Source organism: Pengzhenrongella frigida (assembly GCF_004168625.1).
Classification (GTDB): domain Bacteria; phylum Actinomycetota; class Actinomycetes; order Actinomycetales; family Cellulomonadaceae; genus Pengzhenrongella; species Pengzhenrongella frigida.
Map to the genome: position 1 here is coordinate 1 of NZ_SDWW01000058.1, position 21064 is coordinate 21064.

Here is a 21064-nt window from a genome sequence, read left to right on the forward strand (position 1 = left end):
GGCTCCTGCCGTCAGCTCAGCGGCGCGCTCGTAGGCGTCACAGGCGGCGACGAAGCCGCCGCGTCGCTCGGCGCGGGCGCCTGCGGCATCCAGGGCGGCGGCGAGGGTCTCGTCCGGCCCGTCCGCCGCGGCCGCCGCGTGCCACGCCTGTCGGTCGGGGTCGTCCTGCCCCTCGAGCGCAGCGGCCAGCGCCCGGTGGGCGGCGCGCCGCTCACCGCCGGTCGCGGCCTGGTAGATCGCCGACCGCACCAGCGGATGCCGGACGTGAAGGTGGTCGCCGTCGGTGACCACCAGGCCCGAGGTCTCGGCCTGGGCCAGCGCCCCGTCGTCGAGCCCGAGGAGCGCCGCCGCCCGGCTGACCGTGCTGGTCCGGCCCGAGTCGTCGGCTGCGGCCACCAGCACGACGGACTGCACCTGCGTCGGGAGCCGGCGCGCGCGGTCGAGGAACACCCGCTCCAGGTCGGCGGTCAATGGCAGGTGGGCCGGGGTCGGCGCGTCGCCCGCGAGCTGCGCCGGACTCAGGCCGGCCGCCAGCTCGACCAGGGCCAGGGGGTTCCCGCCGCTCTGCTCGAGGAGCCGGTCGGCGACGTCCAGCGCGATCGCGTCCCCGGCGCAGTCCTGGAGCACGGCTCGGGCGGAGACCTCGTCCAGCCGGCCGACCAGCAGCGATGGCACCCCGTCGTGGGCGAAGGCCGTCGCGCTCCCGTCCCGGACGGAGAAGAGCAGGACCACGCGGTCGGCCCCGAGACGTCGGGCGGTGAAGAGCAAGGCGTCCGCGGAGGCGGGGTCGAGCCAGTGGGCATCGTCGACGACGGCGAGCACGGGGCGCTGCTCGGCGGCCTCGGTGAGCAAGGACAAGGTCCCGATCCCGACCAGCAGCGGGTCGACCCGCTCGCCGTCCTGCTTCCCGAACGCGACCCCGAGCGCGCGGGCCTGGGGGGCGGGGAGCCGGTCGAGGTGCGGCAGCAGGGGTCGCAGCAGCCGGTGGAGCGCGGCGAAGGCGAGCGGGGACTCGGACTCCAGGCCCTGGGTCCGCAGGACCCGCAGACCCGCCGCCGTGCCGACGGCGTCGTCGAGCAGCGCGGTCTTGCCGACCCCGGGCTCCCCGTGCAGCACCAGTGCGCCAGCGCGGGCCTCGCGCGCCCCGTCGAGCAGCGCCGCGAGGCTGTCACGTTCCGCGTCCCGCCCGTGCAGCACGGGTCAACGCTACGCGTCGCGGTCCCGATGCCGCGGCGGATCCCGGCACTTTGACCGGGTTGAGCACCGCGCGCCACGCGCAGGCTGGCGGCAACACCTCGTGATCGGCAGCACCCCAAGAGATGAGGAGCAACTCATGAACACCCCGACGACAACCCTTCCGGCCGGTGGCACCCTTCCGGGCGGTGGAACGCAGACCCCCCGTGAGGGGCGGCCTGCTCGCCCCGCCGACCGAGGCCACCTGGGCCGGATCACGGTGCTCTCCCTGGGGATCGGCCTGGTGACCGCCCTGATCCTCACGTTCGTCGCGTTCCCCGGCGCGGCCGAGCCTGTCGTCACGGGCGCCGGCCTGGTCGGGTTCGCCTGCGGGTGGGCGCTGCTGGCCATCCTCTCGACGAGGCTCACCGCCACGCCGCAGCGATGGGCCTGGGTCCCGGCCACCGTGATGGGGACGACGGGGGTTGCGCTGATCCTCGTCGCGCCCGACGACGGCGCACTCACCGCCGCCGGCTGGGTGTGGGCGCCCGCCATGCTCACCCTGGCGGTGTGGTCCGCCGTCCACGCCATCCGTTCGCTCGACACGAGGGCGCGCTCGTGGGTGGTGCTGCCCGCTCTGACGCTGCTCGCCCTGGTCGCCGTCGGCGGCGGCTACCAGACGCTGCGCGTGACGCTGGATTCCGCCGCGTACTCGATGCCCGGCCGGTCCGTGGACATCGGCGAGTACGCGCTGCACCTCGACTGCACCGGCACCGGCACCGGCAGCCCGACGGTCGTGCTCGAGAGCGGCCTCGGGGGGACGTCGACCCTGTGGAGCCGGATCACCGCCGAGATCAGCTCGACGACCCGCGTGTGTGCGTACGACCACGCCGGGCAGGGCTGGAGCGGGTCCGCCGACTCGCCGCGCGATGCGGCGGCCGTCGCCGCCGACCTCCACGCCCTGCTGGACCAGGCCGGCGAGGCGGGCCCGTTCGTCGTCGTCGGGCATTCCGTGGGTGGTCTCTACGCCATGACGTTCGCCGCCGAGCACCCCGCCGAGGTCGCCGGGATGGTCCTGCTCGACACCACCAGCCCGTACGGCATCGACGCGAGCCTGGCCGGACGGTCCGGCGGCGGCACCGGGCCGATGATGTTCCTCCCGTCGCTCGCCCGGATGGGACTGGCCCAGCTCATGCCGACGTCGGTGTGGTCGAGCCTGCCCGCCCCCGCTGCGGGCGAGTACCGCGCGTCGGTGGCCACCGCTCGGGGCGCGACGAACTCCGTCGACGAGGTGTCCGAGTACCCGGCGGTGTTCGCGCAGGCGCAGGCGCTCACCACCCTGGGGCGGCGCCCCCTCGTCGTGCTCACCCTGGCGGACAAGGAGCGGACCGACGCGGCCGGGTACGCGGCCCAGGAGCGGTTCGCGGAGCTGTCCACCAACAGCTCGCTCCGGACCGGGGACACCACGCACGTGGGCCTGCTCGACGACCAGCACGGTGCGACCCTGTCCGTCCGGGCCATCACCGACGCCGTCGAGTCGGTCCGCACCGGGACGGCGGTGCCCCGGTCATGACCCCGCCGCGGTCGGCGACCACCCGGGCTGCCCGAGGACGACTCGTCGCTCGCCCGGGGTCGTCGGCCTCGGGCCGCTCACTCGGGCTCGTTGCCCGCGGGTCCGCCCAGGACGAACGGGGTGGTGACGCCCTCGTACATGAGGTGCGCGACCAGCCCCTCGGAAGCGTGCGGGAGGTTGTGGCAGTGGTACATCCAGATCCCGGGATTCGTGGCGACGAAGCCGAGGTCGTACGACTCGCCGTCGCTGACGTTGAGCGAGTCCACCCACCAGGGGCTGCCGGTCGCGGGCTCCCCGTCGCGTCGGAGCACCACCGCATGGTGGCCGTGCAGGTGCATCGGGTGGACCTCGCCGCTGTGGTTGGCGATGTGCACGACGACGATGTCGCCCTCGGCCACCATGTACGCCGGTACCTCGGGGTAGAGGCGACCGTTGATCGTCCACCACATGCCGGGACGGCCGTCGAGGAAGCCGGGCCGGCGCCCGATGTCGTAGTCGAACCGCCGGTCGGGTGTGCCCCAGTCGATCCCGAGATCCGCCGGAGTCCCGTACGACAGCAGGTCCACGGTCTCCGCGGGCCGCGGGACCTCAGCGGCCTCGGCGGACGCCGGCCCGAGCACGACGGCGGACCCCCCGAGCTGGACGCGGACTCCCGAGCCGTCGGTCGGCATCGTCACCTCGAGATCGGCCCGCCCCCCGGCCGTGACGAGGACCGCCGTGCCCTCGAGGAGGGTGGGTTCGTGCAGGTCCCGGCCGTCGACGGCGACCAGCCGGAACGAGGCGCCGCCGACCCAGGCCGACATCGGACCGTTCTCCGTGTTGATCACCCGCACCCGCACGCGCTGGTTCGGGGCTGCCGGTATCCGCAGGTCGTCCCGGTGGCCGTTGACCGTGGACTTCCCGCCGTACCGGTGCACCAGCGCCACAACGTCCGCGTCGGCCGGGTCCGCGTCGGGCGGGTCCGCGTCGGGCGACGTCGCCTGCTGGGGCAGCACGACGAGCGCACCGAGCACCCCCCGGCGCACCTGCTCGTGGGAGAGCTGGTGGGAGTGGTACCAGAACGTGCCGGGCTGGTCGGCGACGAACCGGTAGGTGTGCTCGGCGCCGATGGCGACCGCGTCCTGGGTGACGCCCGCCACGCCGTCGTCGGCGTTGGGGAGCTCCAGGCCGTGCCAGTGCAGGGTGACGCCCTCGGCCACGGACTCGTTCTCGAGCCGCACCTGCACCAGCTCACCCGCGGTCACGCGGAGGACCGGTCCCGGGGACTGCCCGTTGAGCGTGTAGCCGTCGACCCAGTCCCCGGACGGGGGCTGGAACCGCTCTGCGCGCGCGACCAATGTCATCTCGACGTCCGGCGCTCCTCCCTGGTCGGCGGTCAGCGCCGGCACGGCGGAGGCGGCGCCGTCGGCCGCGGGTTCCTCCCCGCCGGCGTGCCCGTCGTGCCCGTCGTGCGGCATCGACCCGATCGGGCCGCCGCCGTACTCGGCGTGCCCCATGTCCATGACGGAGTACGACGCCGGCAACCGGCTGTTGTACCAGAACACGCCGAGCAGCCCCACGATCAGGGCGGTCGCCCCGCAGGCGACCGCCAGCCGCAGCCGCTGGCGGCCCAGGTGCAGCCGCCGGCGGCCAGTGCGGCTCATCGGCGCGGGCCCCTACGCGGACGCGCGGATGCGCGCCTCGGACCCCGTCGCCGCGGCTCCGGCCGTCGGCGGGACACGACGAGCGCTGTAGACGGCGGCGCTGAACAGCAGCAGCGCGTTCAGCCCGTGCAGCGCTCCGAGAGCCGGAATCTCATGCCCGAGCAGGCCGAGGGTGATCTGCAGGGCGACCAGCAGGAGCACCAGGCCGGCCCACTTCACCGCCCCGGGGAACTTGGCGAAGAAGGACACGACGAGCAGGATCAGCGCGACGGCGGGGATGACCATCATCCCGTTCATCCCGTGGATGACGAAGCCGACCACCTCTGGGAAGACCGAGTCCTCGCTCTCCATCACCGACTGGTCGAGCACTCCCCCGTCCTCCACCCACTTCCCCAGCCCGGCGACGGCGAAGACCATCGCCATCGCCTGGATGACGACCTCGGCCGCCACGACGTAGGCCAGCACCTTGTAGACGGTCCTCATGACGTTCTCCCTCCTTCTCTCGCGGGGCTGACTCCCGAGACGGAACCCGCTCCCGGTACGAACCTCCCGACCGACCCCGGCACCCGGCCCACCCCGCCGCGGGCTCCCTCATGTGAGCACCTCCGTGCGCTCCATCGCCTGCACGATCCGGTGGTACGGCAGATCGGCGCGCTGATACACCCGGGCCACCGACAGCGGCGAGCGGGCGGCGAACAGGCTGAAGGCGACCTCGTCCTCGGGGACGAACAGCGTCAGGAGCAGCACGGCGACCTCACCTTCGTCCGCCAGCTGCCGGGCGGAGTCGAGCACCCGGTCCGCGGTCTGGTCCAGCACGTCGTCGGTCAACCCCGCGCGGTACCACTCGACGAGGTAGCGGGCGAGCTCTGCTGGCGGCCGGACGGGCATGGCTCGAACGCTAGGGCGCCGTGCCGGACGGCGGAATCGGGGGTTTCCCTACGACCTCAGCTCGACGGTCCACTGCCCGAGCTCGGCGCGCGAGCGGATCCCCAGCTTGCGGTAGACGTGCGCGAGGTTCGCCTCGACCGTCTTCGGGCTGATGAACAGGACCGCCGCCACCTCACGGTTCGTCCGGCCCGTGGCGGCGAGCTCGGCCACCCGCCGTTCGGACGGCGTCAGCTCACCGGTGGCGCTGCGCGGGCCGGCAACCCGCGCCAGCTCGGTGCGGGCACGTGCGGCCCACAGCGCCGTGCCGAGCTCGTCGAAGACCCGCACGGCGTCGCCGAGCGCCACCGCGGCGGCCCGTTTCTGCCGACGTCGGCGCTGGACCTGGCCCAGGACCAGCAGCGTCCGGGCCCGCTCGAACGGCATCGGCAACCGCTCGTGCTCCACCAGCGCGCGCTCCGCCGCCGCCCACGCCCCGTCGAGGTCACCCTGCGCGGCCAGGAGCAGGCTGCGGCCGCGAGCGCCGAGCGCCAGCGCCCACGGCCGGTCGAGGCGCCGGCCGTTGCGCTCGAGCTGATCCACCAGCTCCGCGGCCTCCGCGAGCCGGCCCGCACCGACGAGGGCCTCCACGGCGTCGGGCGCGAACGGCGCGGCCGTCGGTTCGCCGTACCCCATGACCGCTGCGGCCGCGGCCAGCGGACCCAGCGTGGTGACCGCCGCCTCGTACTCCCCCAGCGACACGTCCACGAAGCCGAGGGTGACGATCGGCCAGACCGTGACCGCCAGGCTGCTGCCCCGCTCGAAGATGTCGAGCGCTCCCCGGGCCGCCCGGCGCGCCGGCGCGGGATCGCCCGCGTAGGCCGCGACGGTCCCCTGGGCGAACAGCGCGATCGCCAGCGGAATGCTGGTGCCGAGCTCCAGCGCGCGCTCCATGGTGTCCTCGGCGATCAACCGCGCGTCGGCGAGGTTGCCGCGCCAGCACTCGACGATCACCGTGTGGAACGCCGTGAACATGAGGTCGCTCTCCTCGCCTCGCTCGAGGCAGTGCTGGCGCAGCGCGAGCAGCCCGGTGCGGGCGTCGTCGAGCTGTCCCGTCCACGCCAGCAGCAGGCTGCTGACCAGGGTCGGGCGCAGCATGACCGGGCCGGGGGTGTCGAGGTCCTCGAGGGCGAGCGCCCGTCGCAGCGGAGCCTCGTCCAGCCCCTGCCCGGTCAGGAAGCGGATCATGACCGAGGAGGCGAGCGCCTTGCCCAACAGGTCGGGGTCTGCCAGACGTTCGGCCGCGTCCACGGTGTGCTCCGTCAGTGCGAAGGAGTCGCGGATCCGGCCCAGGTTGACCAGCACGAACTGCAGCTCGACCGAGATCTCCACCCGCAGGCGCAGATCGTCGCCGGCCTCGGCGAGCGCCTGCTCGAGGTAGCCGGCCGCCTCGCGGTAGCTGTCGTCGTGCAGTCGCACCGTCGCGAGCAGGGCCAGCGCCGACGCGCGGGTTCGACCGGGCCCGAGCGTGTCGACCAGGTCTTCCACCGCCGCGCGCGCCCGCACGGGGTCTCCGGCGTCGAAGTGGTGCCGCGCCGAACGGATCCGGCGCTCCGGGGAGTCCGCGCCGAGCCGGAGCGCCAGATCGACGAGCTCCGCGGCCGTCGCGGGGGCGCCGCGGGCGCGCGCGTGCACCGCGGCCTCGTCGAGCGCCCTCACGGTCCGGGGGTCCGCCCGCAGCGCGCCCAGCGCCAGGTGGCGAGCCCGCTGCTCGAAGTCGGCGACGCACACCGCGAGGCGGCGATGCATGGCGCGCACCACGGCGGGAGGCGCCGAGGCGTAGACGCCCGCAGCGAGCAACGGATGCGTGAACCGGACGCGGTGCCCGTCGACGCGCAGCAGGCCGCAGCTCTCCGCGTCGTCGAGCATCCGGTCCACCTCGACCGGGTCGGCGTCGACGGCGAGCTGGACGAGCTCGACGGTCGGGTCTGCGAGCGCGGCGATCGCCAGCAGCGCGGGCTGCGCGGCCGCGGGCGCCGCATCGACCCGCGCCTGGACGAGCTGGGCCAGGGTTCCCGGCAGCGCGGTCAGGTCGTCCGTCGCCCCGCCGAGCTGACGGCCGCGGGCGAGCTCCAGCGCGTAGAACGGGTTGCCGGCCGAGATCTGCTGGATCCGGACCATGAACGGCCGGGGAAAGGACCGGCCGAGGCGTGCCCGGAGCACGCCGTGGAGCGCGCCCAGGCTCAACGGCCCCACGGACACCCGGTCGATCGTGCCCGGGTCGGGCAGCTGGAGGGCTGGTCCGGCGGCAGTGCCGGCTCCGGTCCGCAGCGCCCCGAGCACCCCGATCCGGCCAGCCAGGCGCCGGGCGACGAACTCGAGCGCACCGGCACTGGACCTGTCGACCCACTGCAGATCGTCGATCGCGAGCAGCACGGGACCGTCGTCGGCCAGCCGCTCGATCACCGAGAGCAGCGCGGCGCCGGTCGCCCGTCGGCCCGTGGCCGCCTCGACCGCACCGCCCCGGAGCAGGACCGCCTCGATCGCCTGCCGTTGGGGCTCCGCCAGCGCGTCCAGGACGGCCGCGTCGACGTCCGTGAGCAGGTCAGCCAGCGACACGTACGACAGGTGCGCCTCGGCGGCGGCCGGGTGGGCCACCAGGACCCGATAGCCACGCCCGCGGGCCTGCTCCACCGCGGTGAGCCACAGCGTGGTCTTGCCGATGCCGGCCTCACCCTCGAGCACCAGCCCGGCGGGCCCCACCCGGACCTCGTCGAGGAAGTCCGCTACCGCCTGGAGCTCGCCAGCGCGGCCGACCACATCGGTGGACATGCGAGAAGAATCCCAGTCGCCGCTCGCAAGCGGCAAGCCCACGCGGATCACGGACCGGGCGACGTCCGTCCGGTTGACCCCCTTACTGTTCGCGGTGTTCCGGGGTTGCGCAGAGCGCGAGGACGCGGTGGAGTCGGCGGTCCTCGAGGTCCGTCAGGGGCGGAAGGAGCAAGGTCGTGATGCCCGCCTCGACGGCCGCGCCGTCGGGCCCGGACCGGTCCCCGACCATGAGGGCGTCGGCGGGCTCGACGCCGAGCGCGCCGACCGTCCTGGTGAACATGCGCGAGTCCGGCTTCTGGATCCCCTGTTCGAAGGACAACGTGAAGACGTCGACGGCGTTCTCGAACCCGGCCGCGGTGAATGCCGGCCGCACGTCGAAGTGGATGTCGCTGAGCACCGCCACGCGCACACCGCGTCGCCGCAGCTCGAGCACGGTGCCCAGCGCGTCGGTGGCGAACGGGTTGTGGCGGGGGTCCGACTCGACCTCGTACAGCGCACGGGCCAGGTCGTCGTCGCACCCGGCGTCGTGGAACACCTCCAGGTAGGTTCGCTGGTGGTAGTCCGCGTCGCTGTCGACACCGGGGCCCTCCAACCGGTTCTCGACGCCGCTCGCGGCTCGGATCGCCGTCACCAGCCGGTCGACGTCGCCCGGACCGGCGGCTCGACCACGGTCGCACAGGGCCGCTCGAACCCACTGCCGCTCGGACAGTGTCGTGACAAGCGTGCCGCGCCAGTCGAAGATCACGGCAGCAAAGGTCACGGCCGGGCGACCCAGTCGGCGGGCAGGCACGCACAGAAGGGATGCCCGGCCGGGTCGAGGAACACCCGGTACTGGTCGGGATGCGGCTGGTGATCGGCACGGTGCGCTCCCGCCGCGACCAGCGCGAGCTCCGCCGCGTCCAGGGACCCCACCCGCAGGTCCAGGTGAACCTGCTTGGGGACCGTGCTGTGTGGCCAGGTGGGCCGTCGGTAGTCGGCGACCCGGCTCGAGGTCACCGCGATCCCCGCCAGACGGAGGACCACGAAGTCCGCGCTGACCACATCAACCTCGCCGCCGAGCACTCGCTGATAGAAGCCGATCAACGCCTCGGGATCGGCGGAGTCGAGGCTGACTTCGGCAAGGGTCGCGATCACTGACGCGACGCTACGCCACCCCGAGCCGCCTGGAGCACGCGTCAGCGACGGGGATGCTCGCGCCCCTGGCTCACCGCCCGCCACGGCCGTCACGATCGCCATCACCGCCGCCGGGCTGGCCATGCTCACGGCCCTCGGCACTGGTCTCGTGCCGGGTCTTCGTCCGCCGAGCCCTGTGATGCCGATCGGCAGGCGACCTCCAGCGGGGATCGACGTCGACCGTCAGACCGTGGGGGCCTGGTCCGTGGTGCTCGGGCTTCCCGTGCGAAGGACGCGCATCGCACCCTCGGCCGCCGTCGGCACTTCGAACCCCTCGATGTAGGCGATCGCGCGATCGACGGGGACGACGATGTCGTCGGGGCCGGTGTTCCGACGGCCCTCGAGTCGCTCGAGGGAGACCTCCCGGGAGGTCGACATGTAGTAGACCACCGGTTCCACCCCGAGCGACGCCAGGACGTCTCGATACTCGTCGCGGGCGGCGCGCGCCCAGAACGAGCTGTCCACGACCACGCGGGACCCGCCCGTCACGAGCTCGGTGAGCCGACGCTGCAGGTGCTCGGTCACCTCCCTGCCGGCCTCCTCGGCGACCGGGTGGTTCCGATACCCCCGGCGCCAGGCCTCCTCGTCGAAGGAGAGCAGGACATAGCCCTCAGCCTCGAGCCGGTGGGCGACGGTGGACTTCCCAGATCCGGCGTGCCCGCACATCAAAACCACCTGATCCATACCGCGAGGGTAGCGACGGGGGCGGACGCGCCGGGTCGGACGGCTCAGCGGACGAGGGCGGCGTCCGCCGGCACAGCTGCCCTCAGGTCCGGCGCCTCGGCCCTGTGGCGCTGGTGGCGCGCTTGTCGATACGCGAACACTCGGTCGAGCACGAGGCCACCGAGCAGCCCACCGGCGACACCGATGGCGACGGCGACCAGCGGACGTTCCCGGAACCAGGCACCGGCGGTCAGGCCGATCGCGACGGAGTAGAGCGACCAGGACACCGCGGCCAGCGCCGTGAGCGTCGCGAACCGGCGGCGCGGGTACCGGGTCGCCCCCGCGGTCATGTTCACCGCGACGCGTCCGATCGGGATGTACCGCGCCGCCAGGATGAACGACGGCCCCCGTCTGGCCAGCGCCCCTTCGGCCCAGTCGATGGTCCGTTGCCCGCGAGGGTGACGCAGGATCCAGAACCGGCGCACGTCGAGCCGCCCCCCGATCGCGTAGGCGAGCTGGTCTCCGGTGAAGGCGCCCGCGGCCGCCGCGAACAGGACCAGCGCGAGATTCGGGATTCCAGCCGACACCGACAACGCGGCCAGCGCGATGACCACGGACTCGCTCGGAACCGGGGGGAAGAAGCCGTCAAGAGCCGCGATCGCGTACAGCGCGAGGTACACCCAGGGTGCAGCCGCGAGGGCGACGATCCAGTCGTTGAGCATGGTCGTGTCCGCTTTCGGTTCGGTCGTGCCACGTCATCGGTCCGGGCGCGGGTGCCGCTCCCGGAACCGGGGTGTCCCGCTCCCGCCACCGTAGGGACGCCCACATCCAGCCGCATCAGTGATTCCCCTGGTTGGCACCCTGACAGCGTCCGGAACCCCCACCGACGCGACGAAGGCTCGCCGCCCGTGTGACCATGGCGGATGACCCACGGGACCGGGCGATGAGCGCCACGGGCGCCGAGCCCCCGCAGCTCATCGTCGCTGACGCCGCCGCATGGCGGACGTGGCTCGACGGTCATCACGACGATCCGGTCGGTGTCTGGCTGGTCCTCGCCAAGAAGGGCACCACCGAGCCGACCAGCCTCACCTACGACCAGGCCCTCGACGAGTCGCTCTGCTTCGGCTGGATCGACGGTCATGTCCGACGACGCGACGAGCACACCTACCTGCAGCGGTTCACTCCACGCCGCAAGCGCAGCACGTGGTCGCGACGCAACGTGGGCCTCGTCGAACGACTCACGGCCGAGGGCCGGATGCAGGCCGCGGGCCTTGCCGAGGTGTCGCGCGCACAGGCGGACGGACGATGGGAAGCCGCCTATGCCGGCCAGGCCAGCATCGAGGTGCCGCCCGACCTGACCGAGGCGTTGGCGGCCGACCCCGCAGCGCGCGCGATGTTCGACGTCCTCAACGGCCAGAACCGCTACGCGGTGCTCTACCGAATCGGCGCTGCCAAGCGGGCCGACACCCGCGCCCGCCGCATCGCGCAGTACGTCGCCATGCTCGCGGCGGGCGAGACGCTCTACCCGCAGAAGCGCACGCGGGAGAAGACGGCCGAGGAGCTCTAGCCGGCGGGGACCAGGCGGCCGTCGCGCAGGGGGACGACCCGGTTCGCTGCCTCGAGGACTCGCTCGTCGTGCGAAGCCACCACGATCGCCGTCCCGCCCGCGCGCGCCAACAAGATCGCGGCGAGCACGCGATCGACGTTCTCGTCGTCCTGGTGCCCGGTGGGTTCGTCGAGCACGGCCAGGCGTGGTTGCAGGACGAGCGCCCTGGCCAGCGCGGTGCGCTGCTGCTCACCGAGCGAGGTCTGCGACGCGAGCCGTGCGCCCAGATGCGTCAGGTTGAGGGTGTCGAGCAGGAGGTCGCACAGCTCGCGGCGCTCCGAGCGCGCGGGACCGGTCGACGCGTGCAGGCCGGCGGGAAGGATGACGTTCTCGCGCACCGACAGCTCTTCGACCAGGGCGAGGCGCTGCGGGAGGAGCGCGACGGTGGCCCAGCTGGCGACCTCGTCGGCCGGGCGTCCCAGGACGCGGACAGCGCCCGACGTCGGCCGCCCCAGCCCCGCGATGAGGTGGCACAGGGTCGACTTGCCAGAGCCCGAGCGGCCCGCCAACGCGACGAGCTCGGCCGCGTCGACCGCGAGGTCGATGTCGTGCAGCACCGGCGGAGCACCCGTCGGCCCGAGCCGATGCGTGACACCCGCGACGCGAAGCAGCGGTTCGGTGCTCGTCATCGTCCGTGCCTCTCGTCCGTCGGCACGGACGGCGCATCGCGACCGTCGGCCGGCAGCAGGCGGACGCCCAGACCGTCCAGCACCACCTGCGCCCGACCCTGCGGAAACAGCGCGAGCGCCTCCGGCGGCAGCTGCAGCCGGCCCGTCGAGTCGATCTGCGCCAGCGCCTGAGCCCCGGCCATCGCCTCCGTCGAGACCACGCCGTACCGGAGGTGGAGCACGCGGTCGGCGGCGGCGATGGCGCGCTGGTCATGCGTCGCAAACACGACGGCGCTGCCGCCCTGGGCGCACCGGCGGAGCTCGGCGAGCACGAGGCTCGAGGTGTCGTCATCCAGCTCGGCGGTCGGTTCGTCCGCGACGACCAGTCCGGGCGCACCGACGACGGCGGCCGCGACGGCCAGCCGCTGCTGCTCGCCACCGGAGAGCTCGCGGTTGCGGGCACCGGCGCGCGCCGACAGGCCGAGCCGGTCGAGCAGTCGCGCGCACTCGGCGAGGTCGGCGGCGCGCAGGCGTGCGGCCTGCTCGACCTGTTCGCGAGCGACCAGCCCGTCGAACAGGCTGTGGGTGGGACGTTGGGCGACCCAGGCGACGTCGTACCGACGCAGGTGGCGCAGCGCGCGCCCGGTGAGCGTCTCCGCCGACCGTCCCGCGATCCACAGCTCGCCACCGCTCTGGCGCTCGCGCAGGGCCAGCACCGAGAGCAGGCTCGACTTGCCGCTCCCCGACGGGCCCGTGACGGCGGTCAGCGCGCCGCGCGGGAACGAGGCCTCGATCCCGCGCAGAGCGTGCGTCTCACCGCTCGCGCTCGGATAGATCTTCACGAGGCGCGCGCACCGGGCCGCGGGCCCGTCCGCGTCAGTCAGCATCGCGCAGCACCTTCGCGGAGTCGGCTCGCCCCGACCGTGTCGCCACGACCGCGATCGCGACCAGGAGGCAGACGACCGCCGCGAGCGCGGCGGCGACCAGGGCGGCACCGCCGAGCCGGAGCACGAACGCGGGTTCCGCCCCTCCACCCGGATCGAGCAGCCGCGCCCCGAGCGGGGCGACGAGCAGCACCCCGACGCCGGCGAGCGCAAGCCCGAGCCCGGCCAGCAGGCCGAGCTCGATGGACCGGGCGCGTTGCGTACCTGCCCGGCCCATGCCCATCAGGGCGAGCATCAGGTCGGACGCCCGAGCCCGGCTGGTGGCCCGGTCGGCGAACATCGCGAGCGCCAGCACCGCGATCGCGGCGACGCACAGCCCGAGGGCCACCTGGAGACCGAGAGAGCGCCGGGCGGCGACGAGGTCCGGCTCCTGGGCGACCTGCGCGAGCGTCTCGGTCAGGCCCAGCTCGAGCCCGCGCGGCTCGAGCACGGCCCGCAACGCGTCCGGGTCGCCGTTCGACCACAACGACGGGAAGTACTGCCGCGGCGCCCGGCTGAAGCGCCCTTCGGTTGCCGGCGGGCGCACCCGTGGGTCCGCCGCACCGAGCGAGCCGAAGAAGCTGTCGGCGGGTACCACAATCATCGGCAGGTTGCCGGAGTGGCCGGGAAACGCGGGCACGACGTCGAGGAGCGTGATGGCGAGATCGCCGAGGTCGGTGCTGACCGCCGCACCCTCCCCCGGCCGTCCCTCCAGCGTGCCGACGCCGATCGCGGGGATCTGCCCCGAACCGCCCGCCTGCAGCCGGTCCGTCAGCGTCGCGTCAGCGCGCGTGAGCGTCGGCAGCAGAGCCTTCGACCGGGCGAGCTCGGGCCCACCGCCCCACGCGGCCACGGCCGCGAACCGTGCGGGGTCGATGACCAGCAGGTCGACGTTCTGGCGCTCTGCCGGCATCGTCACCCGGCTGCGCCAGACGATGGTGGTGCCCGCGGGCAACGGGGGGGTGCGGACGCCCAGCATCGGGCCCGAGGTGAGGACGAACGCGTCGTCGTCCGGGGTCACCTGCGCGGCACCGTCGTCGAGGAGCCACGAGACCTCGATCTCGGTGGTGGCGCTGGCGCCGGCGCGGACGGCGGCGCGGTCCTCGGCGACCTGGCTCACCGAGACCGCCGCGGCGACCGAGTAGGCGAGCAGGCCCAGCCCGGTCGACAGGATCGTGACGACCAGGACCTTCTGCGACCCGCCGACGACCACCCTGCGCAGGGCGAGCATGAGGGCCGGTCGCCGGGCCCAGGCGCCCGCGACGCCGTCGTCGGTCCGGCGACGCGTCGCCTTCCCGGCCGCGGCGAGCGTGAGCCGGGTACCGATCGCCCCCGTGGCGGCCAGGACGAGCAGGGGAACGATCAGGTCGAGCGCACTCGGTGGTCCGGCCGCGGCCGGACGAACGAGCAGGCCCATCGTGGCCGTCGCAGCGACCGCGCCGAGGACGACCTCCCACGGGACGGACCGCGAGGCGCCGTGGCGAGCGGTCAGTCGGGCTGCACGCGCCGCGGCGACCGTCGTGGCGCAGCCGACGAGCGCGATTCCGGCCAGCGCGGCCAACCCCGCGCGCCAGGCGCCAGCCGTGAGCGACGTCGTCGTGATCGCTCCCGGCGGGCCGATCGCCGCCACAGCGAGTGCCGCGAGGCCGAACCCGGCCGCCCAGCTCGCGACCGCCGTGGGCACGACCTCCAGTGCGGCGAGCCCCCCGATCGCGGCCGGGCGCAGCCCGACACCGACGGAGTGCTTCACCTCGATCGCCCGCCGGACCGTGCCCAGCGCGGCAACCGCGAGGATCGACATCAGCCCCAGGCCCGCTCCCGCGGCGCTCAGCGTCGAGGTCCAGGCGACCGTCCGATCGGCCACGTCGGTCGCGGCGCGCACCAGGTCCGGCAGGCCCGAGGCGACCTGCTGGTGCAGGCGGTCAGGCGTCTCGCCGAGCAGCGCGGGGTCGCGGACGTCCGCCTGGAGCCGGCGGATCCCGGCGACCGTGGCCGACGCCGCGGCGAGGGTCGGCACGGCCGGGGACAGCTGGCCCTCGACGGCGAAGAGCAGCGAATCACCCACCACCTTCGCGACCTCGGTGGCGGCGGCCACGTCGCCCACCAGGACGTAGGCGGGCGACGACGTGAACTCGCTGTCCTTGGGCAGGAACGCCTGGCGCAAGGCCCAGCGCCGAGTTCCGGGCGGGTCCGCGGGCAGCCGGCCGGCGCCGTCCACCGCGTAGACGCCCGCAACCTCGACCGGGGTGCTCGTACGGGAGGCACGGCTCTCCACGCCGACCTCGACGGTGTCGCCGGTCGTGACTCCGAGAGCCGTCGCGATCGGGGCGGGTAGCCACAGGGCAGGACCGATCGCCTCCGCGGGCACGCGCGACGGCCACCCGGGGTCGGCGACGAGCGCATGCTCGACGTCGTCATCGCCGAAGAGCCGGGCACGCTCGGTTCGACCGTTTGCGGCCACGAAGGGGGTGAAGACCGTCCTGCCTTCGAGCTCGACGCCGACGGAGGTCGCCGTCACCGTGGCCGGCCCGAGACCGGGGACCCGATCGAGCATGCCGCCGAGTCGGTCACGGCCCCCGAGCCCCGCGCCGCCGACCAGGCGGACGACCGGAGCCGACCCGGCGTTCGCGGTCGCGGGCACGGCAGCGAGCTGGTCGGCGAAGGCGGCGTTCCCCGAGGCCTCCGCGAAGATGGGCGCCGACGCGGCGGCCGAGCAGACCAACAGGAATGCGCCCGCGACGAGCAGGCCCCATGGCCCGTCACGCAGCAGGCGCAGGGGCGAACGCCTGACCAGCGGACCCATGGCCGGAACGTAGGGCACCGCGACGTCCGCCGCAAGGCCCCGTCCCCGGTCCCGGTCGAAACCGCGTGCGGCGCGACCGGAGCGTCGCCACCATGGGGGTCGACCCGGCACTGCTCGAATGGCTGCTCGACACCGACCCGGCGTTGCGCGGGCAGGTCGAGCGCGACCTCGCGGGCGCGCCGCAGGACGTGTGGGGTGCGACTCGCGCCCGGATCGCCACCGAGGGGTTCGGAGCACGGCTGGCCGTCGGTGGTGGCCGCCAATGGGCACGACGAAGCCGAGTGGTAGACAATTCGACGATGCGGCCCGACGCGCCGGAGGCTCCCGACGATCCTCTCAAGCAAGATGCACCGCGTCCGGCGGCGGACGATCCGGCGATCCTCGCGTGGTACCTGGCCGACGACGAACGGACCAACCGCGCCACGGATCTTCGACCCTTCACGATCGGGAATCACGTCCTCCCGCTGGTGGACGGGAGGCGCTACTTCGACCGCCTGTACACCGAGCTGGTGGCTACCAGGGCCGGTGATCAGGTGTACTTCCTCGATTTCCGTGGTGACCTGAACGAGCGCCTCAAGGGAGCCGGGACCGAGATCGGTGAGGTTCTTTCGGCGGCCGCGCACCGAGGCGTCCAGGTCTTCGGTCTGGTGTGGCGCTCCCAACCGACCCAGGTGCACCAGTTCGAGGAGGCCAACGCCGAGTTCGTCCGGCGGATCGCCGAGGACGGTGGCCAGGTGCTCCTCGACGCGCGGACCAGGCGGGGCGGCAGCCATCACCAGAAGCTGGTCGTGGTGCGCCATCCCGACGCCCCGGCGCACGACGTCGCCTTCGTCGGCGGCATCGACCTCAGCTTTGGCCGCAACGACGACGCCGAGCACCTCGGTGATCCCCAGGGGGTGAACTCCCCCGAGGCTTACGGGCCGTGCACCCCCTGGCACGACATCCAGGCCGAGGTGCGGGGTCCCGCGGTGCACGATCTCGAGCACACGTTCCGCGAACGCTGGTACGGCAGCAACGTCCTCGACGTGCCGAGCCCTGTCCGGCAGCTCTACGACCGCGCGTACCACATGGGCGCGACGACTTCGCGGCCGCTGCCCGCGCCGGTGCCCGACGACCAGGCCCACCCGGGGACTCACGCCGTGCAGGTCCTGCGGACGTACCCGGCCCGGCTCCGCCGGTACCCGTTCGCCCCGCTGGGGGAACGAGCGATCGCGCACGCGTACCGCAAGGCCTTTGCGCGTGCCCGCCGCCTCGTCTACCTGGAGGACCAGTACCTGTGGTCCCGCCCGGTGGCCGACATCATCGGCTCGGCCCTGAGGAAGAACCCCCGGCTGCAGGTCATCGCCGTCGTCCCGCGCTTCTCCCCCGACGACAGCACCATCACCCGGGTGCCGGCACTGCTCGCGCGGGGCGACGTCATCCGCGCATGCGAGGCCGCCGGCGGCGACCGCTTCGCGGTCTATGAGCTGGAGAACCACCAGGGAAGTCCGGTGTACGTGCACGCCAAGGTCGTAGTCATCGATGACGTCTGGGCGATGGTGGGCTCGGACAACCTCAACCGCCGTTCGTGGAGCCACGACAGCGAGCTGTCGATCGCCGTGCTCGACTCCGCCCTCGACCCGAGGGAGCCGCACGATCCGGCCGGTCTCGGCGACGGAGCACGCACCTTCGCCCGGGACCTGCGGCTCCAGCTGTGGCGCGAGCACCTCGACCGCAGCGCCGACGACCTTGCCGACCTCCTGGATCCGGTGGACGGCTTCACAGCGTTCGCGGCGCAGGCCGCCCGCCTCACTGCCTGGCGCGAGGGTGGGAGCCTGGGGCCGCGACCACCCGGACGCGTCACCGTGCATCGACCGCCGCCGGTGACCGAGGCCCAACGCCTGTGGGCGGTGCCGCTGTACCGCACGATCTCCGACCCGGACGGGCGGCCCGTGCGCGACCGGCTGCGGAAGAGGCTCTAGCTCCCACCGCTCACGGTCAGGCCCGGCCTCAGGGAGCCGACAGGTAGCCGATCCCGACCAGTCCGTATTCGGCGGCGAGGTGAGCGCCGAGCCCGGTCACGTCGATCCCGCCCCGGTAGCCGAGGTAGCCGTCGGGGCGGACCAGGAGATGCGCAGAGCGGGTGCCGGTGAGACCCAAGCGTCGCAGGACCAGCCCGCTCGGATCGTGCAGGACCCTGGGCCCGACATCCCGGCTGAGGCGGTGCACGGTGATGTGGCGCCGATAGCGCTCACTCAGGGCGGCCGTCGCATCGTCCGGCCAAGCCGCGAGCGGTCCGCAGAGCAGCAGGTGGAAGCCGGGTGCAGCGACACTGCGCTGGATCGTCGAGCGCCTCCCCTCGACTGTCACCGGCCCGTCGGGCAGGCGGTCCCCCGCACGCGGCCCACGCCGGGGCGCGCCGGCTCCGTCGACGCAGAGCGGGCTGGAGCGATAGCGGATGCCGAGCTGTGAAACGGTCCGGAACGCGACCGCTCTCCCGGTCGTGAACCGCAGAGCGAGCGGGAGCACGCGGGGAACCAGCTGGCCACGCACGAACCGGAGGACCGGACTGCTCGCGGTGGCGATCGTGAACGCCCGGTTGGTGAACCGCAGCACCGCGCGTCCGACCGGAGCACGCTCGGCTTCGTAGCTGTCGAGCACCGTGAGCGGGCCGGGACCGCCGGTGACGAGGGCGAGCTTCCAGGCGAGGTTCGCCGCATCCTGGATCCCGGTGTTCATGCCCTGAGCACCGGCGGGGCTGTGGATGTGAGCGGCGTCCCCAGCAAGGAACACCCTGTCTGCCCGGTAGTGCGCCGCTCCGCGATTGGCGAGCCGGAAGTTCGTCATCCACACCGGATCCCGCAGCCGCACCAGGGCGCCGGTGTGCGCGTCGCTCAGCTCCTGAACCTCGGGCATGGTGACGGGATCGGTGACCGGGGTGGTGTCGGCACGCGGTCGCATGGCCAGCATCCGCCAGGTCGCCGGGTGCCCCAGCGGGAAGAAGAACAGCATGCCGTCGGCAGAGATGAACACGTGCGCCGCGCCGGGCTGGATCCCATCCGCCTCGAGGTCGGCCAGGACGAACGTCTGCGGGTAGGACGACCCCTCGAACGCGATCCCGGAGCCGCGGCGCACCATGCTGTGAGCGCCGTCGCATCCGACGACGTACCGCGCGCGGACCATCTCCTCGTGCCCACCTCGGTGCACCAGGCGGCAGGAGACGACGTCGCTGTCCTGTGCCAGCCCGGCCAGCTCTACCCCCCGCTCGAGGCGGACGCCGGCTGCGGCCAGGTGGTCGCCGAGCACACGTTCTGTGGCCTCCTGCGACACGAAGAGCAGGAAGGGGTACGCGGTGTCGTCGAGTCCGAGATCGAACAGCGGCACCCCGATCACGCGCCGCTGAACGTGCATCTGGAGCCGCACCGCGCGGTTGCCCAGCCCCAGCAACGTGTCGCTCACCCCGAGGCCGGCGAGCATCTCGAGGGTGCGGGGCTGGATCGCCAGCGCGCGGGACTCATGGACGGCGTCGGACTGGCGGTCGATGATCCGGAACGGGACGCCGTCGGCGGCCAGGAATGCGGCGAGGGCCAAGCCCGTCGGACCCGCGCCCACGACAAGGACGTCGACGTCGCTCGTATCGTTCGCGTCGGAGGTCATCCGAACAAGCTATGCGGCCGTGCCCCGACAGGTGGGCCGAGACGCGGGGACGGCCTCGCTCAGCGACGTCGGCGATCGTGAACGCGTCCGGCGCCTTCGGAGGGGGCTCCGAACCATGTGGGCAGGTGGCGAAGCAGGTCGTTCTGGTCGGCGCCGATCCAGGCGACACGAACGCCGCGCCCGTGTCGGCTGTCTGTGCGAGCGTGGTCGCATGGCCTCCATCCAGCGCATCCGTCCCGAAGGACTCGTCTCCAGCCCGGCCTTCAGCCACGTGGCCATCGTGCCGCCCGGCGCGACCACGATCTATGTCGGCGGTCAGAACGGTGTGGACGCCGAGGGTTCGCTCGTGGGCGCGGGCGACGTGGCCGCGCAGTCTGCCCGAGCCCTGGAGAACGCGAAGACCGCGCTCGCAGCCGCCGGGGCGACGCTCGGCGACGTGGTGCTCTGGACGGTGCTCTTCGTCGATGGCGTCGACCTCGCGGCCGGGTACGGGGCGATCGCCTCGGAGCTCGCGTCGGACGATCCGGCGCTGGTGACCGCGGCACGTGTGGCGGGACTGGGTGTGCCGGGCGCGCTCGTCGAGATCAGCGCCGTGGCCGCAGTGCTCCGATGAGCCGGCAATCGCCCACGCACCGATCACCCTGACCGTCCACATGCGGCCCCCGGTCAGGCAGGCAATGCTTGATCCGGAACCTGTCCGCGCGCCGCCACCGCCGCCGAGGGAGCACCGCCATGGTCAGTGATGTCGCCTCCACCGACCGAGGTGGGCGCGCACGCTCTCCGTGGCTCGTCTCGGCGACCCAGAAGCTGGAGAACCTGCAGGCACTGGATTCCGTCGCCCGCCCGGTCCAGCATGTCGTCCAAGCCGCGCTTGCCTCGTCCGGACGCGAAGGCCTGCTCCGGGGCCGACCGATCGGCCACGCCCTGCACCCGCTGCTCACCGATGCCCCCCTCGGTGCCTGGATGTCGGCAAGCGCGCTCGACGTCGTCGGCGGCCGGACAGCGAGACCCGCAGCGCGCCTACTCATCGGGCTCGGCGTGCTCACCTCGGTCCCGACGGCGCTCACCGGGCTGGCCGAGTGGGCAGCGACCGACGGCCGCGATCGTCGGGTCGGGCTGCTCCACGCGGGGGTCAACCTTCTTGCGCTCAACGCCTACATCGGGTCCTGGTCGGCGCGCGGCCGCGACGCCCACGCCTTCGGCGTCGCGCTGGCCGTCACGGGTGGCCTGCTGGTCACCGTGAGCGGATACCTCGGCGGACATCTGACGGTGGCGCGCAAGGTCGGCTCCCGTGACCCGGCGTTCACGGTGACCGACGACGACCCGGCCGCGGCCATCTAGGCTCCGAGCCCGACACCCACCCTCGCGTCGGGCTCGCGCCCGCATCCCCGCCGAGCCCGTGGCCAGGAACAGTGGTCCGACGACGCTGAGGAGCGCCAGTGGCCAGGTGGCCCGCCGACGCTCCAGGATGGGTCGACCTGTTCGGCCGACTAGCCTCGCGCTTTCATGGCGCGGTGGCGTGAGGTCGTGTCGATGACGTGAAAAGTGCTCCTGACCTGGAACGATT

General features: G+C 73.4%; 18 protein-coding genes. 5 read left to right on the plus strand and 13 right to left on the minus strand.

From position 1 onward, the window contains the following. The coding region (locus EUA98_RS17475) for an AAA family ATPase (protein ID WP_165372887.1) at positions 1 to 1197 on the minus strand (1197 nt) is incomplete at its 3' end. Positions 1198 to 1333: 136 nt separating this feature from the next. On the opposite strand from EUA98_RS17475, the gene EUA98_RS17480 reads away from it, so the two are divergent. After that, complete coding sequence (locus EUA98_RS17480) at positions 1334 to 2746, plus strand: alpha/beta fold hydrolase (RefSeq protein ID WP_130103980.1); 1413 nt, start codon at positions 1334 to 1336, stop codon at positions 2744 to 2746. A gap of 77 nt (positions 2747 to 2823) precedes the next feature. Here EUA98_RS17480 and EUA98_RS17485 read toward each other — a convergent pair whose 3' ends face one another. The 8 genes from EUA98_RS17485 to EUA98_RS17520 form a co-directional block, all read right to left on the minus strand. Beyond that, entirely contained in the window at positions 2824 to 4389 is a 1566-nt protein-coding gene (locus EUA98_RS17485) for a multicopper oxidase family protein (RefSeq protein WP_130103981.1), read from the minus strand. Between the two features lie 12 nt (positions 4390 to 4401). Continuing rightward, the gene (locus tag EUA98_RS17490) at positions 4402 to 4872 is read right to left on the minus strand and encodes a hypothetical protein (protein ID WP_130103982.1); all 471 of its coding nucleotides are present in this window, start codon (positions 4870 to 4872) and stop codon (positions 4402 to 4404) included. 108 nt (positions 4873 to 4980) lie between these two features. Next, positions 4981 to 5277, minus strand: coding sequence for a hypothetical protein (locus EUA98_RS17495; protein ID WP_130103983.1), 297 nt, complete (start codon positions 5275 to 5277; stop codon positions 4981 to 4983). Between the two features lie 48 nt (positions 5278 to 5325). Beyond that, the gene (locus EUA98_RS17500; protein ID WP_130103984.1) at positions 5326 to 8085 is read right to left on the minus strand and encodes an ATP-binding protein; all 2760 of its coding nucleotides are present in this window, start codon (positions 8083 to 8085) and stop codon (positions 5326 to 5328) included. 82 nt (positions 8086 to 8167) lie between these two features. Beyond that, positions 8168 to 8875, minus strand: a complete 708-nt coding sequence (locus EUA98_RS17505) for an HAD family hydrolase (RefSeq protein ID WP_207219134.1) — start codon at positions 8873 to 8875, stop codon at positions 8168 to 8170. Then, positions 8842 to 9219 (minus strand): VOC family protein, encoded by a 378-nt coding sequence (locus tag EUA98_RS17510; RefSeq protein ID WP_130103986.1) that lies wholly within the window; start codon positions 9217 to 9219, stop codon positions 8842 to 8844. Before EUA98_RS17510 ends, EUA98_RS17505 begins: the two co-directional genes overlap by 34 nt. Positions 9220 to 9441: 222 nt before the next feature. Next, positions 9442 to 9942: a P-loop nucleotide/nucleoside kinase family protein gene (locus tag EUA98_RS17515; RefSeq protein ID WP_242511672.1), complete on the minus strand. Its 501-nt coding sequence runs from the start codon at positions 9940 to 9942 to the stop codon at positions 9442 to 9444. Between the two features lie 44 nt (positions 9943 to 9986). Continuing rightward, positions 9987 to 10643 (minus strand): DedA family protein, encoded by a 657-nt coding sequence (locus EUA98_RS17520; protein WP_130103987.1) that lies wholly within the window; start codon positions 10641 to 10643, stop codon positions 9987 to 9989. A 221-nt stretch (positions 10644 to 10864) separates the two neighbouring features. On the opposite strand from EUA98_RS17520, the gene EUA98_RS17525 reads away from it, so the two are divergent. Continuing rightward, positions 10865 to 11488 carry a YdeI/OmpD-associated family protein gene (locus EUA98_RS17525; protein WP_242511674.1) on the plus strand — a complete coding sequence of 208 codons (624 nt, stop codon included), beginning with the start codon at positions 10865 to 10867 and terminating at the stop codon, positions 11486 to 11488. On the opposite strand, the gene EUA98_RS17530 is transcribed toward EUA98_RS17525, so the two are convergent. From EUA98_RS17530 to EUA98_RS17540, 3 genes are read right to left on the minus strand one after another with little or no spacing between them, the layout of a single operon-like run. Continuing rightward, a complete protein-coding gene (locus EUA98_RS17530; protein ID WP_130103989.1) occupies positions 11485 to 12156 on the minus strand; it encodes an ABC transporter ATP-binding protein in 672 nt (223 codons plus the stop codon). The genes EUA98_RS17525 and EUA98_RS17530 overlap by 4 nt on opposite strands. After that, the gene (locus EUA98_RS17535) at positions 12153 to 13022 is read right to left on the minus strand and encodes an ATP-binding cassette domain-containing protein (RefSeq protein WP_130103990.1); all 870 of its coding nucleotides are present in this window, start codon (positions 13020 to 13022) and stop codon (positions 12153 to 12155) included. Before EUA98_RS17535 ends, EUA98_RS17530 begins: the two co-directional genes overlap by 4 nt. Continuing rightward, on the minus strand, positions 13012 to 15861 hold the full coding sequence (locus EUA98_RS17540) for a hypothetical protein (RefSeq protein WP_130103991.1): 2850 nt from the start codon (positions 15859 to 15861) through the stop codon (positions 13012 to 13014). The genes EUA98_RS17535 and EUA98_RS17540 overlap by 11 nt, the downstream gene beginning before the upstream one ends. Positions 15862 to 15953: 92 nt before the next feature. Here EUA98_RS17540 and EUA98_RS20680 point away from each other — a divergent pair, with 92 nt between their 5' ends. Continuing rightward, positions 15954 to 17822: a phospholipase D family protein gene (locus tag EUA98_RS20680; RefSeq protein ID WP_207219135.1), complete on the plus strand. Its 1869-nt coding sequence runs from the start codon at positions 15954 to 15956 to the stop codon at positions 17820 to 17822. 28 nt (positions 17823 to 17850) lie between these two features. Here the strand turns inward: EUA98_RS20680 and EUA98_RS17550 are convergent, their stop codons facing one another. Beyond that, a complete protein-coding gene (locus EUA98_RS17550; RefSeq protein ID WP_130103992.1) occupies positions 17851 to 19497 on the minus strand; it encodes an FAD-dependent monooxygenase in 1647 nt (548 codons plus the stop codon). Between the two features lie 211 nt (positions 19498 to 19708). On the opposite strand from EUA98_RS17550, the gene EUA98_RS17555 reads away from it, so the two are divergent. Together EUA98_RS17555 and EUA98_RS17560 are read left to right on the plus strand one after the other, a co-directional pair. Continuing rightward, positions 19709 to 20110 carry a RidA family protein gene (locus EUA98_RS17555; RefSeq protein WP_130103993.1) on the plus strand — a complete coding sequence of 134 codons (402 nt, stop codon included), beginning with the start codon at positions 19709 to 19711 and terminating at the stop codon, positions 20108 to 20110. Positions 20111 to 20229: 119 nt separating this feature from the next. Then, entirely contained in the window at positions 20230 to 20838 is a 609-nt protein-coding gene (locus EUA98_RS17560) for a DUF2231 domain-containing protein (protein WP_130103994.1), read from the plus strand. Positions 20839 to 21064: the final 226 nt, after the last annotated feature.